19 protein-coding genes are annotated in these 16,793 nt (G+C 31.5%); 6 read left to right on the top strand and 13 right to left on the bottom strand.

Translation table 11 applies throughout. From position 1 onward, the window contains the following. Positions 1-114 precede the first annotated feature (114 nt). Complete coding sequence (gene msrA, locus HMPREF2597_RS07735) at positions 115-627, bottom strand: peptide-methionine (S)-S-oxide reductase MsrA (RefSeq protein ID WP_002478233.1); 513 nt, start codon at positions 625-627, stop codon at positions 115-117. Positions 628-766: 139 nt separating this feature from the next. Between msrA and HMPREF2597_RS07730 the strand changes: the two genes are divergently transcribed. Then, complete coding sequence (locus HMPREF2597_RS07730) at positions 767-1,747, top strand: LCP family protein (protein WP_002478232.1); 981 nt, start codon at positions 767-769, stop codon at positions 1,745-1,747. Between the two features lie 58 nt (positions 1,748-1,805). On the opposite strand, the gene HMPREF2597_RS07725 is transcribed toward HMPREF2597_RS07730, so the two are convergent. Continuing rightward, positions 1,806-1,991: a 2-hydroxymuconate tautomerase gene (locus HMPREF2597_RS07725; RefSeq protein WP_002459183.1), complete on the bottom strand. Its 186-nt coding sequence runs from the start codon at positions 1,989-1,991 to the stop codon at positions 1,806-1,808. A 152-nt stretch (positions 1,992-2,143) separates the two neighbouring features. Between HMPREF2597_RS07725 and HMPREF2597_RS07720 the strand changes: the two genes are divergently transcribed. Next, a complete protein-coding gene (locus HMPREF2597_RS07720) occupies positions 2,144-3,406 on the top strand; it encodes a Y-family DNA polymerase (protein WP_002459182.1) in 1,263 nt (420 codons plus the stop codon). Positions 3,407-3,521: 115 nt separating this feature from the next. Here the strand turns inward: HMPREF2597_RS07720 and HMPREF2597_RS07715 are convergent, their stop codons facing one another. The 9 genes from HMPREF2597_RS07715 to HMPREF2597_RS07675 form a co-directional block, all read right to left on the bottom strand. Then, positions 3,522-4,613 (bottom strand): prephenate dehydrogenase, encoded by a 1,092-nt coding sequence (locus HMPREF2597_RS07715; protein ID WP_070817257.1) that lies wholly within the window; start codon positions 4,611-4,613, stop codon positions 3,522-3,524. Between the two features lie 594 nt (positions 4,614-5,207). Next, positions 5,208-6,299 (bottom strand): L-ascorbate 6-phosphate lactonase, encoded by a 1,092-nt coding sequence (ulaG, locus tag HMPREF2597_RS07710; protein WP_002459180.1) that lies wholly within the window; start codon positions 6,297-6,299, stop codon positions 5,208-5,210. A 73-nt stretch (positions 6,300-6,372) separates the two neighbouring features. Beyond that, positions 6,373-8,049, bottom strand: coding sequence for a BglG family transcription antiterminator (locus HMPREF2597_RS07705; RefSeq protein WP_002459179.1), 1,677 nt, complete (start codon positions 8,047-8,049; stop codon positions 6,373-6,375). Between the two features lie 32 nt (positions 8,050-8,081). After that, the gene (locus tag HMPREF2597_RS07700) at positions 8,082-8,786 is read right to left on the bottom strand and encodes an L-ribulose-5-phosphate 4-epimerase (protein WP_070817256.1); all 705 of its coding nucleotides are present in this window, start codon (positions 8,784-8,786) and stop codon (positions 8,082-8,084) included. 1 nt (position 8,787) lies between these two features. Beyond that, a complete protein-coding gene (locus HMPREF2597_RS07695) occupies positions 8,788-9,651 on the bottom strand; it encodes an L-ribulose-5-phosphate 3-epimerase (RefSeq protein ID WP_002478230.1) in 864 nt (287 codons plus the stop codon). A gap of 4 nt (positions 9,652-9,655) precedes the next feature. Then, entirely contained in the window at positions 9,656-10,321 is a 666-nt protein-coding gene (locus HMPREF2597_RS07690) for a 3-keto-L-gulonate-6-phosphate decarboxylase UlaD (protein WP_002459176.1), read from the bottom strand. A gap of 48 nt (positions 10,322-10,369) precedes the next feature. Beyond that, positions 10,370-10,849 carry a PTS sugar transporter subunit IIA gene (locus HMPREF2597_RS07685; protein WP_002478228.1) on the bottom strand — a complete coding sequence of 160 codons (480 nt, stop codon included), beginning with the start codon at positions 10,847-10,849 and terminating at the stop codon, positions 10,370-10,372. Positions 10,850-10,873: 24 nt separating this feature from the next. Next, on the bottom strand, positions 10,874-11,155 hold the full coding sequence (locus HMPREF2597_RS07680; protein WP_002459174.1) for a PTS sugar transporter subunit IIB: 282 nt from the start codon (positions 11,153-11,155) through the stop codon (positions 10,874-10,876). Between the two features lie 37 nt (positions 11,156-11,192). After that, a complete protein-coding gene (locus HMPREF2597_RS07675) occupies positions 11,193-12,638 on the bottom strand; it encodes a PTS ascorbate transporter subunit IIC (RefSeq protein ID WP_002478227.1) in 1,446 nt (481 codons plus the stop codon). A gap of 844 nt (positions 12,639-13,482) precedes the next feature. Here HMPREF2597_RS07675 and HMPREF2597_RS12915 point away from each other — a divergent pair. After that, positions 13,483-13,635: a M42 family peptidase gene (locus HMPREF2597_RS12915; RefSeq protein ID WP_002459171.1), complete on the top strand. Its 153-nt coding sequence runs from the start codon at positions 13,483-13,485 to the stop codon at positions 13,633-13,635. Positions 13,636-13,927: 292 nt separating this feature from the next. Here the strand turns inward: HMPREF2597_RS12915 and HMPREF2597_RS07660 are convergent, their stop codons facing one another. After that, positions 13,928-14,329, bottom strand: coding sequence for a ribonuclease HI family protein (locus HMPREF2597_RS07660; RefSeq protein WP_002459170.1), 402 nt, complete (start codon positions 14,327-14,329; stop codon positions 13,928-13,930). Positions 14,330-14,536: 207 nt separating this feature from the next. Next, positions 14,537-15,241 carry a queuosine precursor transporter gene (locus HMPREF2597_RS07655; protein WP_012990850.1) on the bottom strand — a complete coding sequence of 235 codons (705 nt, stop codon included), beginning with the start codon at positions 15,239-15,241 and terminating at the stop codon, positions 14,537-14,539. Positions 15,242-15,477: 236 nt separating this feature from the next. Here HMPREF2597_RS07655 and HMPREF2597_RS12440 point away from each other — a divergent pair, with 236 nt between their 5' ends. The 3 genes from HMPREF2597_RS12440 (at position 15,478) to brxA (ending at position 16,607) form a co-directional block, all read left to right on the top strand. Further along, the gene (locus HMPREF2597_RS12440) at positions 15,478-15,672 is read left to right on the top strand and encodes a zinc-finger domain-containing protein (protein WP_002459168.1); all 195 of its coding nucleotides are present in this window, start codon (positions 15,478-15,480) and stop codon (positions 15,670-15,672) included. Positions 15,673-15,682: 10 nt separating this feature from the next. Continuing rightward, positions 15,683-15,937: a NifU N-terminal domain-containing protein gene (locus tag HMPREF2597_RS07650; protein ID WP_002459167.1), complete on the top strand. Its 255-nt coding sequence runs from the start codon at positions 15,683-15,685 to the stop codon at positions 15,935-15,937. 232 nt (positions 15,938-16,169) lie between these two features. Further along, positions 16,170-16,607 (top strand): bacilliredoxin BrxA, encoded by a 438-nt coding sequence (gene brxA / locus HMPREF2597_RS07645; RefSeq protein WP_002478225.1) that lies wholly within the window; start codon positions 16,170-16,172, stop codon positions 16,605-16,607. The last annotated feature ends 186 nt before the right edge of the window (positions 16,608-16,793 follow it).

Below are 16,793 nucleotides of genomic sequence, written 5' to 3'. Positions count from 1 at the left end.
ATATCTCTCATCATATTAATGATATTATTGAAACGATACTCGAAGAAAAGATTTTGGGATTTTAATTTTAATCTATTTTATCTATATCACAGATTGATTTTAGATAAAGTAACATTAATGTAAATCTGCTTGATAATTAGCACGATCTTGTTGTTCTTTGGCATAGCGCTCAGGATTCTTTTTATAAAAGTCTTGGTGATATTCCTCTGCTTTATAAAAAGTTGAAGCAGGTAAAATCTTTGTGGCAATAGCTTTGTCAGAATATATGGTATGTTGTAATTGCTGAATGTAGTTTTCGGCAATTTTCTTTTGATCATCGTTCGTATAAAAAATAGCTGTTTTATACTGGGAACCTCTATCTTGAAACTGGCCTGCATCATCTAATGGATCAATCACTGAAAAGAAAATTTCAAGTAGTTTATGATATGAAAAAAGTGCAACATCGTATTCAATTTTAACTGTTTCATAATGACCTGTTGTACCTTTTTTAACATCTTCATAAGTTGGATTGTCAGTCATTCCTCCCATATAGCCTGATGTTACTTTTTCAATACCTTCAAAAGTATCGAAAGGCTTTGTCATACACCAAAAGCAACCTCCGGCAAAATATGCGGTATTTATATTCATTTATACCATCCTCTCATTAGACCTTAGTACCATTTTTTCATAAATATCTTGATTTTTTTAGCTATTTTCTATAACTTTAATGTATATTATAATACATAGATAGCGTATTTTGAAGAAATTAAAATTAAGGTAGGTAGCCATGGCAGAAGAGAAGGAACAAACCAAATACAGAAGAAGTAATGGGACTACTACTTCAACTAAAAAAACTAAAAAACGTATAAAAAAATTACCCATCGCAATATTAATTGTTTTGATTTTACTTGTGAGCTTGATTGTCTATATTACAGTGAGCTATCAAAATGGAATTAAATATGCTGAAGAACATGCAAAGGATGTTAAAATTCATAAATTTAATGGCCCTATAAAAAATGATGGGAAAATTTCAGTGTTAGTGCTAGGTGCAGATAAAGCACAGTCTGGAAAATCTAGAACAGATTCTATGATGATTGTACAATACGATTATTTACACAAAAAAATGAAAATGATGTCTGTGATGCGTGATATTTATGCAGATATTCCTGGATATAATAGCTATAAGCTTAATGCAGCTTATACATTAGGTGGTCCAGAGTTATTAAGACAAACTTTGAATAAGAATTTAGGAATTAATCCTGAATATTATGCAGTTATTGATTTTACAGGTTTTGAGAAAATGATTGATGAGTTAGCGCCTAATGGGGTGCCTATAGATGTTGAAAAAGATATGTCCAAAAATATTGGCGTGTCATTAAAAAAAGGACACCATCGGCTTAATGGTAAAGAGCTATTAGGATATGCTAGATTCCGTCATGATGCTGAAGGTGATTTTGGTCGTGTACGTCGTCAACAGCAAGTGATGCAAACATTAAAGCAAGAATTAGTAACACCTAGCACAGTTTTTAAATTGCCACGTGTTGCAGGTATTTTAAGAGGTTATATTAACACAGATATGCCCGATTCAGCGATTTTCCAAACAGGTATAAGTTTTGGTATTCGTGGAGATAAAGATGTACAGTCTCTGACTATACCAGTGAAAAATTCATACCAAAATATCAATACGAATAATGATGGAAGTGCCTTAGATATTGATAAACAAAAAAATAAAGAAGCTATCAAGAAGTTTTTAGATGATGATAACTAAGTATAGTAAAAACGCCAACTACGCATGTAGCTGGCGTTTTTATCGATTTTAAAGGGTTTTATTGATCAGATTTTCTTATTCCGCCTACACCATAATGATTTTTCTTCATTTCTTCAATAATCACATGAATTGCATCACGATTAGCGCCTGTTGTTTTTTCTACTGCATTAGTGACTTCTGATACTAATGCTTTCAATTGTTCATCAGAGCGACCTTCTATTAATTTTACATTTATGATTGGCATAAATAGCGCCTCCTTTAAAATTTAAGTCTATTTTAGTATAGCATGAAACCTTTATGTTTAGAACAATATTTTATAGAACATTTGTTCTTATAAGTATTGAAAAAGAACATTTGTTCGTATATAATTAAAATATCTACAGGGAGGTAGTGGGAATGTATGATTACAATTTATTAGACGATAGGGATGTCTTATGTATTGATCAAAAAAGCTTTTTTGCAAGTGTTTCATGTATAGAGAAAGGTTTAAATCCAAAAACAACAAAGTTAGCAGTAGTAGCAGATACTAAACGACAAGGCTCAGTGGTACTTGCAGCAACACCAAAATTAAAAGAATTAGGTATTAAAACAGGTTCAAGACTATTCGAAATTCCACATCGTAATGACATTTATATTATTAATCCTAGTATGAGGAAGTATTTAAACGTATCTATAGCTATTTCAAAAATAGCATTACGTTATGTTCCAGCTGAAGATTTACATCAATACAGTATTGATGAATTTTTTATGGATGTAACAGATAGTTATTATCGCTTTAATTCTACTGTTACTGCTTTTTGTGAACGCTTAAAAAAGGAAATATATGAAGAAACAGGAATTATGTGTACAGTAGGTATTGGCTCAAATATGCTGTTAAGTAAAGTAGCAATGGATACTGAAGCTAAACATACTATAAATGGTATAGCAGAATGGCGTTATCATGATGTTCCGAATAAATTATGGAATATACAACCTTTGAGAGAATTTTGGGGAATTAATAAACGGACAGAAGTTAAATTAAATAAACGTGGGATTTTTACTGTGGGAGATTTAGCAAAATACCCACATAACCAATTAAAGAAAGCATTTGGAATATTAGGTACTGATTTACATTTACATGCGAATGGAATAGATCAAAGTAAGTTACGAGATAAGCATCATATTACAAATCCTTCAATTTGTAAGAGCCAAATTTTAATGCGAGATTACACCTTTGAGGAATCTAAAGTAGTTATGCAAGAATTAATAGAAGATGTGGCAAGCAGGGTGAGAGCGCGAAAACAAATGGCAAGAACAATTCACTTTTCATTTGGCTATAGCGAAGGTGGTGGCGTGCATAAGCAATATACACTTGAAGATCCGACTAACTTAGAAAAAGAAATATTTAAAGTAGTAAACTACTATGCTAATCATTTATGCGATAAAAAAGTATTATACCGTACATTAAGTGTATCTTTAACACAACTTGTACCTGAAGATCAACGGCAATTGAATTTATTTTTTGATGAATACGAACGTAAACGAGATGAAAAATTAGCTAAAACGATTGATAATTTACACATGAAATATGGTAAAGGCATTGTATCTAAAGCTATATCTTATACTGATTCAGGTACTAAGCACGGACGTTTAGGATTAATGGCAGGACATAAGATGTAATAATTACATTGGGAGTGGGACAGAATTCATGATGAATTCGTAGTCTCACCCCGGCAAGGTTGACTAGGATTGAAAAAATGGTACCAGCGTATTTTCAATCCAATCAACTACTGACTTATGGTACATAGGTATCAAATTCATGCAAAGCTTTAATACCTTTATCACGATCTTCGGGTGTTTTAAAACTGATTTGAAGTGCACCAAGAATATCTTCACGGACTTCTAAAATTTTTAAGTTGCTTATAGAAATGTTATGTAAACTTAGAATATAAGTAACTTGGTTAATCATACCCGGTTTATCCGGAATATCTACAAATAGATCATACGCTGTATTTAATGCGCCTTGTTGTTTAAGGGGTAAAGCATCACGATATGTTTTAGCGTTAGCAAAAAACGCTTGAATTTCTTCGATTTTATCGTTTTGAATTATTGAAGATAATGCTACTAATTGTTGTTGCATATCTTGTATTAAGTTTAGAATGGCTGTTTTATTACTAATTGTAATATCGCGCCACATTTCTGCATTACTACTAGCTATGCGAGTAATATCGCGAAAACCACCAGCAGCAAGTTGTTTAACTAATTTATGTTTTGTAGATTGATTTGCATTTAAATGCACCAAACTAGCTGCAATAATATGGGGTACATGGCTAACAGCTGCAGTGACAATATCATGTTCTTTTGCTGTTGTTTCAATAAATTTAGCTGAAGTAGAGCTAAATAATTGTTTCAAATATTGAGCAGCATCGCGATTTTTAGTTGAATTATAAACGAGAACGTAATATGCATTTTCAAATAAATGCTTTTTAGCATTTAACACCCCAGACTTATGACTACCGGCTATTGGATGGCCACCTACAAGGTGTATATTATGATGCAATAGTCGATTTTCAAATTCTAAAACGTTTGTTTTTGTACTCCCAGTATCAGTAACAATTAGGTTAGCCTGAGTGTTAAATAGATGTAATTGAGCTAAATAACGAATCGTTTGTTGAACAGGCGTTGCAAAAATTAAAACATCTGCTTGTTCAACGGCAATGCGATAATCGGTTATTTTAGTATCAATAATACCCATAGAATATGCTTTTTCTAACTGAGAAATATCTGAATCATATGCAGAGATATGAAGATTACTGTGATAATACTTTAAATTACTTGCCAAGCTACCGCCAATTAAGCCTAGTCCAATAAAAACAATATTGTGCATTAAGAATCACCTTATTCAAAATTTTCAGAATAAAAACATTGTAAAGTAGATGGAGTAATTAATCAAATATAATTAGGGGAGTAAAAGGTATAGTAATCTGTAATTTAAAAAAGGGATATATGCGTGACTGAAAATACTTTAGAAACAATCCAGACACTAATTGAAATTGGTAGTCCAACAAGAAATGCGACAGAAGCAATATCATTAACAGTTAGTTTATTCGACACGGATAATTAATAAAGCTGCATTACTTATAATAGTAAAAGGGAGAACTGTGAAATTCAAACTGAATCAGGAGAAATCTTTATAGGAATAATATATTTTACATGAAACAAATGTTCATGTTTATAAAGACAGCAATAAACAGTCTCTATAGACGATAAACATATGGAAGTGCGCATTGGTGAGAGAACACAATCAGCATAAGAAACTAGAGATTTAGGTATAGAAGTGGGGGATGTATGAGTTTTGATTCAAGGACAAAAATTACAAAATTAGAGTTTATTAAAGCGTGCCAGCAAAATTTCAGGTTTTGCCGACACGCTGTGATAACCGTTTGATAAGTGTTTTTTTATTTATTGCTTTCTAATTCAATTATAATAATGCTTTAAATTGAATATTTGAAGGTTGTTCAAAAGCATCATCAAAACCGCGTGGGTGATGGTATTCTATTTTATCTTTGTCTTCTGGATAAGTATATTTACCACCAACTTCCCATATGAAAGGATGGAATTGATACTGTAAGCGATCTTTGCGCATTTTCCAGAGTTCTATAATTTCATTTGTAGATGCCATGAAATTAGACCAAATATCATAATGTACTGGAATAATTACTTTCGCATTTAAGTTTTCTGCCATACGTAAAAGATCAATCGATGTCATTTTATCTTGAATACCTACAGGATTGTCACCATAGTTATTGAGTACAACATCTATTTTAAAGTCTTTACCGTGCTTGGCAAAGTAATTTGAAAAATGTGAGTCAGCACCATGGTAAATCGTACCACCTGGAGTTTCAAATACATAATTGACTGATTTTCGAGCCATTTCTTCGTCAGTTACTGGAAGTCCTTTTAAATTGTTGTCATTTTCTTCGCTGCCTTCAACTGGCAATGTAACAAGACAAGTTCTATCGAATGATTCTACCGCTGTTACTTTTACATCTTTAAATTCGAAGCTTTCACCTGGCTTTATTGTGATAATACGATCTTCTGAAACACCCCATTCTTTCCAGATGCGGGCACATTCATGCGGACCCACAAATTTAACATGGTTTAATTTTGGATTGTTGAAGATTGCCGCAGCTGTATTAATATCAATATGATCACTATGGTAATGAGAAACTAGGTAATAATCTAATTCGTTTATCGCAAATGGATCAATAACCATTGGCTGTACACGAAGATTTGGTTGTAGTTTACGAACGCCTGCCATATTGGCCATTTGATGTCCTCGAACCATATCTTTAACTTTTTTAGTAGATTTACCTCTGTTTGACCATAAGTCCATAACGATATTTGCACCTTCTGGCGTTTTGATCCAGATACCACAATTGCCTAACCACCACATTGCAAAATTACCTTCATTAACAACTTCATTTTCTATTTCTTCATTAAGCCAAGTTCCCCATTCTGGAAAGGTAGATAGAATCCATGACTCTCTTGTAATATCTTTAACATTTTTCATTATTGAATCTCCTTATATCATTATTGTTATTTAAGTATTTCAATGAATCTACTTTCTTTATACAAATGAAATTTTAAAAATTTTTAGTTTCTAAAGTTTGGATTAATTCTTTGAGAAATAACTTTTCGATTTGATTTCGTAAGTTATATTGTTCACTTTCATCTCTAATATAATGTTTCAATATTAAATCTAGTTGATTAGAAAAATTATAAAAATTTATTTCATTACTTGAATATCTATAAGAAACGATACGTATAATATCTTCATTTGTGAGAATTGGATTAACAAATATTACGGGAATATCCGTTTCGATAGCATCACTTGTAGAAATGATAATATCTGAATTTAAAATTTCTTTAACACTATCGAATTCTTCTAAAGTAAATACAGTATCAATATATGCATTAGATATATAGGACTGGCATTGTTTTAAGAAGAATTTTCTCATGCCAATACCTTCATCGCATATAAGTGTAATTTTTTTAACTGGTATTTCACTATTTGGATTATTATGAATTGCACCACCAAGATGTATGGCTATATAAGCTATGTCATCATCAGTCATGTGTATTAGCCAAGCTTCTTCAAGTAATGTAATACAACGCTTTGTAACCATGAATAGATAGTTGAACTTTTCTTTAATATTATTTGTAAATTGTGTATCTGAAGGAATATTGTAAGTCTTTTGATAAAGTAAAGATTTACAGTGTGTTAGAAGTTGATTCAACAACATATTTCGTTTTGAAATATTTATATTATATTCATGCTCAAAAAGCGATAAAAATAATTCTAAAGTCTCACGCATATCATCATAATCATTACTAACATTATGAATATCACTATCTTTACGCAATGATAAAAGTAAAAGGGCTATAATATTTTTTGCCATTTGATCAAAAGAAACATTAAATTCAGACTCTAAAGAGGATACAAGCTTTTCAGACACTTTATATTCAATGCGCTCTTGAACAAGTATGAAATCTTTTCTTATCAATTCATAATTGTAAGCATTAATCCCACTGTTATAAGAAACCATTAACAAATAGGGTAGTATTTGTAACATAAACTCACTATCTTTTCGATTAAGTATTTTACCTAAATCATTACTTATTTCTTTTAATAAGGTCTTTAAAAAATCCGTTTTTTCTAATGAGTGATAGTGACTAAAGCTTGTATTAGATAAAAGTTTCTCATGAATCAAAGATTTAAAAGCTTCAGATGATGATTTATGAATTTCATGCAGTATTTTATATATAAATTGAATTTTAGATAACAGATGGCATTCAATATAATATCCTCCAAACTTTTTTACACGTAGATGAATATTAAATTGTTCAAATTCTATAAGTTCTCGAATATTATTGAGATCATTTAGAATCGTATTATGTGAGACATCAACAAGTTCCATAAGTTTGTTGATTGTAATGAATTCATTTGAGATACAAATATATATGATGATTAGCCATTGGCGTTCTTCTATGCTCATAACATATTGCGTTGTATCAGATTTACTTAATAATTCTATACAGGCGCGTTTTTGATCATCGTTTAATAAAATACCAATATGTGGGTAGTTTATTATTTTCTTTGTATCGTCTGGTAATGACTGATTTATTTTTTTAAGGTGATAGTATACTTTACGTCTAGATTGACAAAGATTTTTTGAGATTTCAGTAATTGTTTCTGGTTGTTCAATTTGAATTAAGTAGTCTAGTAGAGTATGACTTGTTTTATCTAAGCTGAGTATCATAAACTATCACCTTTTTATTTAGTATTTTAATGTTATTGCTGACCGTAATAAGCGTTAGTGCCATGTTTTCTTAAATAGTGTTTATCCATAATATAACTTGGTGCATTTTCCACACACGGATTAATTTGTTTCGTATATCTGTTCATCTTGGCGACTTCTTCAAGGACAACAGAATGATAGATAGCTTGTGAAGCATTTTTACCCCATGTAAACGGGCCATGATTACTAACGATAACACCAGGAATAGACGTTGGATCAAGTTTTCGTTCTTTAAAAGTTTCGACAATGACTTTTCCTGTTTCTTTTTCATAGGCATCTTCAACTTCATTATATGTCAATGAACGTGTACATGGTATAGGACCATGAAAATAATCTGCATGAGTTGTACCTAAGAATGGAATGTCTAATCCTGATTGCGCCCATCCAACCGCTTCTGTAGAATGTGTGTGTACAATCCCGCCAATTTCTGGCCATGCCTTATATAATTCAAGATGTGTTTGAAGGTCAGAAGAAGGGTTAAATGATCCTGCTAATACGTTTCCTTCAAGATCTGTGACGACCATATTTTCCGGTGTGAGTTTTTCATAATCTACGCCAGAAGGCTTAATGACCACAATTCCTAAATCACGATTGATTTCTGATACATTACCCCAGGTGAATTTAACAAGTTTGTATTTAGGAAGTTCTATGTTTCCATGATATACGTTCTGACGCATTTGTGTTAATGTTTCTGACATACTATTTTAACCCCACTTTCTCAATTAATGGATAAAGAAAAGATTGTGCAGTTTTTATAGCGTAACGTGTTTCTTCAACAGTATCATAATTTTCTGACCACATTTCAATCAGGAATGGGCCATTATAATGAATATCCTTTAATATTTTAAAAAACTTTTCCCATTCTACACAACCTTCTCCAAATGGTACATCTCTGAATTGTCCATTTGAATCTTCTGTTACTGCGTATGTGTCTTTTAAGTGTATAGAGGCAATAGATTGTCTCCCTTTATAAAATTCATCTAAAAGGTTATTGTTCCATGCAGATATATTACCTATGTCTGGATAGACGTATAGAAAAGGGGAATTAATTTCTTTTTCAATGGCAAGATATTTTTTAATTGAATTAATGTATGGATCATCCATTGTTTCGATTGAAAGAATGACTTGAGCTTCTTCTGCCCACGTACAAGCTTGTCGAAGATTCTTTATAAATCGTTTGTGAGTATCTATGGATTTTTCTTCATAATAAACATCATAACCAGCTAATTGAATATTTCGCACACCGATATCTTGCGCAAATTCTATACATTTTTTCATTAATTCCATAGATTTTTCTTCAGTATTAAAATCATTTGACCCCATTGGGAAACGCCTATGACCACTGAAAGTAATCGTAGGTATACGTATGCCTGTTTCGAAAATAGCTTTTACAAGTTCTAGTCTTTGTTCTTTAGACCAGTCTAATCTTGCTAAACGAGTATCTGATTCGTCAATAGATAGTTCGACAAAATCAAAACCGAGTTCTTTAGCGAATTTAAGTTTTTCTATCCACGTATAATGTTTTGGCAATGCTTTTTCATAAATACCAATTGGACGAGACATAATCTTACCCCCAAATACGCTTGATTTCATCTTTAAATTCACGTGCAGCAGATAGTGGATCTTCAGCTTCTGTAAGACTACGACCAGCAATAAATGTATAAACATCTATACCTTTAAAAAGTTTAAGTGTTTCTACAGATAAACCACCCGTAACAGATACACGGAAGCCCATATCGATTAATTTTTTCACTTTTGAAAGATCTTTTTCCCCCCAACTTTCGCCATCTAATAGAGCATCGCGCGACTGATGATATATTGCTTGTTCAATACCAATATCGAGCCACTTTTGAGCTTCTTCAAAAGTCCAATCTCCATATAATTCAACTTGTATTTCTCCTTGATCACCTCGTTCTTCTTTAATAGCTTTAAGTGCAGCTTTCATTGTTGGTATAGTTGCTGAGCATATACATGTCATCCAGTCAGCTCCTTTTTTGGCGTTGTTTAAAGCTACTGTTCCGCCAGCATCTGCACATTTAGTGTCAGCGACAATTGTTTTATTAGGAAATAGTTTACTTAGTATTTCTACTAGTTCACTTCCTACCTGTAAAAGACAAACTGTTCCAGCCTCAATGATATCAACTTCATTTCCAACGAGTGAAGCAGCTTTAACCGCATCAGACATTGTTGAATGATCTAATGCTACTTGCAATTTAGGTAATTTCTTTGTCATTTCTTTTCCTACTTTCTAATTAAATTTAATATTATTTATAAATAAATTTTAAAATTTAATTCCTTCAAGATAAGGGCTATCTTTAGTTTCTTCAATTATAGAAAGGACTTCATCTTTAGTTTGACAATCATTTAAACGTCTAATTGCATCTTTTAAATCAAAAAGTGCAACAATTTGAGGTATAGCAATTGAATTATGAATTTTCGAGCTCGTTGCAGCCAATGTAATAAGAATACTGACTTCTTTTCCGTCTGAGAACTTTACGGGTTCGTTAAGAATAATTAATGAGAATGCATCTCTTATTACACCTGCTTCAGGACGAGCATGGGGCATAGCCATTCCAGGAGTTAATATATAATATGGACCATAATGTTCCGTCGATTCAATAATTGCATCGTAATATTCAGGTTTAACAGCACCACTATCGATGAGTGGTTGTACAGATAACTTAACAGCTTCTTTCCAATCTTTCGCAGTTAAACCTAACTGAATTGAATCGTTATCAATCAAAGCTTGTTTTAAATTCATAAGTATTGTGCTCCTAACTAAAAATTATTTTAAAGCTTCTTTTAATTTAGTTTTAATTTCATTGTCATCCATTAAGTTGTCTAAGCCTATGAGTTTGCATTTTGTATAGTCTTTCATCTCTGCAATTAAATGGTTAGAAACGATGACTATATCATAATTACTAGCAATTCCTTTAGCTTCTCCTACTGAGCAAGATGCAGATTCAACATTTAATACATTTAATTCTCTTAATGCGTTTTCAACTTTCATTTTGATAACCATTGATGAACCCATTCCGTTTCCACATGCTGTAAGTACTTTAATCATAAAAATTCCTCCTAAATATAATTAATTATTGTTTTTGTTATTGATGAATCCCTGAATAATAAGCTTCTTTATTTTTAGCGCGTCTAAACTGTAATTGAGGGATAAGTAAAAAGAATGCACAAACCAAAATATAACCAGCAATACCTAAATATTTAAACATATAAGCAAATGGTACCCATGGAATGTCTAAATCGATATTTCCATGATATCCACCTGAAAGGCTAAGTAATAATACTGCTAAAGCGCCGAATGTAACTTGTATTATTCCTGAAATAAATGACAATATTATTGCTGCTCTCCAACCACCACGTTTATCTGCGTATACAGCAATAGCTGCGTTATCGAAGAATACAGGTACAAATCCCGTAATAATAAGTACTGGGTTTTTGAATACGATTAATAAGACAATCATAATGACTTGTCCAATTAAACCACTCACGAAACCAAACAGTACAGCATTTGGAGAACCAAAACCAAATGAAGCTGCTACGTCTACTGCTGGGAATGAACCAGGAAGTAATTTGTTAGAAATACCTTGGAATGCATTTGTTAATTCTCCAACGAACATTCTTACACCTTGCATTAACATAAATAAGTAAACAGAGAACGTGAATGCCGTTTGAATAACGAACATAAAGAATGATTGTTTTTCTGGCACGTATAAAGTACCACTTGTGATGACTTTAGCATTTGATAAAATATCTGGACCTAAGATGAATAAAATGGTTCCAAAGAAAACTAACATTAAAGTAGCTGATGCAACTACTGTGTCATGAAAAATACTTAGAAATTTTGGCAATTTTAAGTTATCTAAATTTTTATCTTTGTTACCCAATTTTGATGCGACTTTGTCTGTAAACCAAATCGCAAATTGTTGTTGGTGACCAATCGCAAATCCACCATTGTTTGTTAAACGTTGTGTAGGTTCAACAGTTAAATTTGAACTTACTGCCCAATATAATCCGCATATTGTACCAATACCAAACGTAGCAAGTAATGGACTTTCACGGAATGTTGGAATCAGTAAAATCATTACCGTAATTGTTGCAGCTTGTTGTACCATAATATGTCCAGTAATAAACAACGTTCTGACTTTCGTGATTTTGCGTAATGCTACTAAAAAGATATTCACAAAAAATCCTACTAAAAGTGCAGATGTCGCAATACCTACAAATTCTGGAAAGTTATTAGCGATTTTGTCATTTGCTGCAGTTAATCCAAAATAAGGGTCGATAACAGCAGCACCAATACTGAATTTGTAATTAAGAGCTGCTAGAATAGGCCGAAATGTTGTGACTAATCCGCCAGCAGCAATATCTAAAATCATGTAGCCTACAGTTGCTTTTACAGCTCCAGCAAAAACAGCATAGTACGGTTTTTTAAGTAAAGCGTAACCGAGCATTACTAACAAACCAACAAAGAAAGCTGGCTTTTGTAAGATATTCTGCGAAAACCAATTTAAGATTATTGGTATATATTCCATATTTATAACCTCCGTAGTATTAAACCTATAATGCATTGATTTACAAGAATTATTATATAAATGAATCCGCTTACATGTAAGACCAATTTGTACACACAAGAGTGTACAAATATAGTTTTTTAATATTTAATTGTTTTGTTAAAGGTATAAATAAAAATATCGCATGAAATTTATAATTAAACATGACATTTGATTTTTGAATTATAAACACTAATTTTATATATATTTTTAGTATGACTTATTTATAACAAAACATTCTTTACTTTATTCCTTAACAAGTGTTAGTTGACCAAGTTAATAATTCTTTGGTTTTTACCTATATAAATTAAAAAATATCAATAACATTAATCCTAAAATAACCAAATAAGTAAGTGAGTTAGGTTGTATAATAAATCGGACGGATGGGAAATTTTTATAACTTTTAAGAGGGTTCATGCTAGATACAACTTCATATATCAAAGCGCACGCTGAACAGTTAGCTTATCCGACACAGATAACTAATAAAGGTGCATTACTTTAGAAGGAGAGCACAATGTGAAGCAAAGCTATATATATGAACATGTAGATACAATAGCTTGAATGGTTAAAGAAATTAAGGAAGATAGCCGTTTGAACATTGATTTTATTAGTGGATTTAACTTAATAGAAGATGAGAAATGTGAAATTTAAACTGAATCAGGAGGCACATTTACAGGAACAATATGTATACATAAAACAAGTGTTCATGTTTATAAAGACAGCAATAAACGTTCTAAAGATGATAAATATATGGAAGTGCACATTGATAAGAGGACATAATCAGCACAATAAACTAGAGATTTATGTATAGAAGTGGGGGAACTTTATGAGTTTTGATTCAAGGACACAAATTCCAAAAACGGGGTTTATTAAATCAAGACATCTGGATGATAAGTCAAGTGTAACGATGATTATTGGGTTACTCAAAAAATTAAAACACAATGATGCTACAACATATAACACAATTTTACATTTTTAATAATGAAGCAATAGGCTATGATGCTAATGCTTCAATCTCAGAATATATGATTGAAGTATAGGGCCTTAGAAATGGGGATAATGGGTGATGGTCAATCGCTGGATGAGTAGATAGTTTTAATCAGTGCAGAAGATATCTCTGGCTCATATCATAAAGTGCTTAAAAAGCATTTAGCAAAATTATGTGAAACCAATCATATTCTACTTTAAAATAGATATTTATCCTTATTACGCATCTGACGCATCGGTATTATTGAAGTCGGCTGCCTATATTAAACACGGCTTATTCTAGATCAATCTTTATTTTTAATATATTGGTAAAGCGTTTGTTTAGCATGATGATTTGCTTCTTTATTTTGTTCTCGAGGAATCCATTTGACAAATAATAAATCAAAACTAGGTTCTAATATTTTGACTTGGTCCAAATACGGTTTAAATTTTATATTTTTTACTTTATCTTTTAACATAGCATCTTCGATAAGTTTAGAATCTGTATATAATAAAGCATTTGTCACATTAAGCTCACGTGCATATTCTAGAGCGCGAATAAAAGCTGCCCATTCTGCACTATGATTATCTAAAAGGCCGATATAATGCGTATAAATATGATGATTGTTATCGTCTTTAATAATAATGGCGCAACAGCTTTCACCTGGATTACCATTGGTTGCAGCATCAAAAAATATTTTAGCCATTGAAACAACACCTGCAATACTTTAAATTTATAATACAAATTTATTTTAAGAAATAACTTTGTTTATAGCAATTGAAAATTTATAGATGATATAGAAAAAGAGCGGAATAAAGTCATATGTGACCTCATATTCCGCTCATGTCTATAACTGTTAGGTATAATCAACAAGTTAGTTTATTTAAGTGTAGTCAATAATATTAAATGTATATTAGTAATCTTTATCTAGGTTAGCTATTTTACCTTTACGATACATGGATTTAGCAATGTAACCAAAAGGTACGTTTAGTATTGTAGATAAAAGTTTTAATAGGTACGTAGTAATAAAAATTTCAAACACGGCCATACTAGGTAATGTGCCTATAAATGCGATAGCCACGAATAGTGCAGTATCTATAATTGAGCTTAAAGCTGTACTACCATAAGCACGAATAATAAATGTTTTATCCGAACTGAATATCTTTTTAATCATACTAAAAATAAACACATCAACATGTTGACCAATAATATAAGCTATGATAGAACCTAGTGCGATTCTTGGTATAAGATTGAAAATCGTTTCCATGCCACTTTGCGCAATGTCTTCAGGTGCTGGAATGAAATGCAAGGACATTTGCATAACAATAATCATAATTAAAGTTGAAGAAAACCCGAGCCAAACTGCTCTTTTAGCTATCTTTCGACCATAAATATCATTTAGTATGTCAGTTGCTAGATAAATCGAAGCAAACATGACATTACCAAGAGTTGCTGAGATGCCAAAAATATGAATTGTTTTTATGACCTGGATATTGGCAATGATTGTACCTATAGCAATCCAAACAATAAGGCCTTGTTTGCCAAAAGCTCGAAACATAAGTACCATTAAAATAAAAGTAACTAAAAAACTTGCTGCCCCAAATATCTCATTAAACATAGAAATCCTCCTAAATTTTGATAATGCGGGTGTTTAGAAACCGCTAAAAACAACTTATACATTTTACTTCAAAAAATTCGAATATGCAATTTAAATATAACCACATTTATAACGAATAATAAGTAAAAGCTCGTGGTAATGAGAAATAGAATAATTCAAAATTATAATAAATTAAGCTATAATGTTAACATGTATTTAAAATTAGGTGCTATTAAGCCTAAAATGACTTAAAAGGAGTGTCTGATATACTTACACATTCCGAGCAGAATGCAATTCATAAGATAGATGATTTAATGAACACGTATTGTGAACAATGTTTGTTGAAATCACATATAAGAAAGACAGAAGGTAAGACCCAAGCGCATCATTTTTGCATTAATGAATGTTCAGTGGGTAAGCAAATTAAACAAATTGGAAATGAACTGCAATAGGAGGTAAATTATGCAAATTGAAGCAATTAGCGAAACACCGAATCAAAATACAATAAAAATTACGCTGTCAGAAAAAAGAAGTGATAATAAATCAGATACTTACACGCATGCTGCAGATGGACAACCTGAATTTATTAATCGCTTATTTGATATAGAAGGTGTAACCTCTATCTTTTATGTGATGGATTTTATTTCAGTCGATAAGGAAAATGATAAAGATTGGGATGAATTAATTCCTAAAATCCAAGAAAAGTTTAATGCATAAACGTACCGGTTAAAAATTGATTTATAATATGTCTGACGACGTACTGTTATATCTAATTAAGTTGCTGTTTAATAAATTAGAAGTATTAAAGTCATAGGCTGATCGTTAGTATATGAAGTTAAATTATAAATTAAGATGACAATTTTATATATTCAAAACGGAGCTGAAGGGTTACCTTTGTTTTGAAATAAATTGTAATGTTGAAAGAAGAAAACTATGAGGGGGAAATATCATGAATCCATATGAACAATATATGCGGGAGCTTGCACAACAAATGAAAGCTGAACTTACAGAAAATGGATTTGAAAGTTTAGAAACAAGTGATGCAGTTTCACAATATATGAATCAAGTTGGGGAAAACGATACTACTTTTGTAGTAATCAATTCTACATGTGGTTGTGCAGCTGGTTTAGCACGTCCAGCGGCGGTAGCAGTAGCAGATCAAAATGATAAAAAGCCAACACACAAGATAACTGTTTTTGCTGGTCAGGATAAAGAAGCTACACAAACTATGAGAGCGTATATTCAACAAGTGCCGTCAAGCCCATCTTACGCCTTGTTTAAAGGAACTGAATTAAAACATTTTATTCCTCGTGAACATATCGAAGGACGAGATATTCAAGATATTTGCATGGATATTAAAGATGTTTTTGATGAGTATTGCAACTAAAATCTACAGTCTAAGTTGAAGTGAAATAAACTTCAATTTAGACTTTTTTAAATAAATATAAAAATGTGCGTAATCATTCTAATATTGTACTATTTCTCACTTAGCGCTGGAGATTTTCTTTTTAGTCTTTTAAGTTTTCTAGTATAATAAAACTAATATTTAACACATTTTATTTAAGAAAGGAGA

It is taken from the genome of Staphylococcus sp. HMSC063A07 (genome assembly GCF_001836955.1).
GTDB lineage: Bacteria > Bacillota > Bacilli > Staphylococcales > Staphylococcaceae > Staphylococcus > Staphylococcus lugdunensis.
Note: the sequence above shows the minus strand (reverse complement) of the source record. Positions and strands in the feature narration are given on the sequence as shown.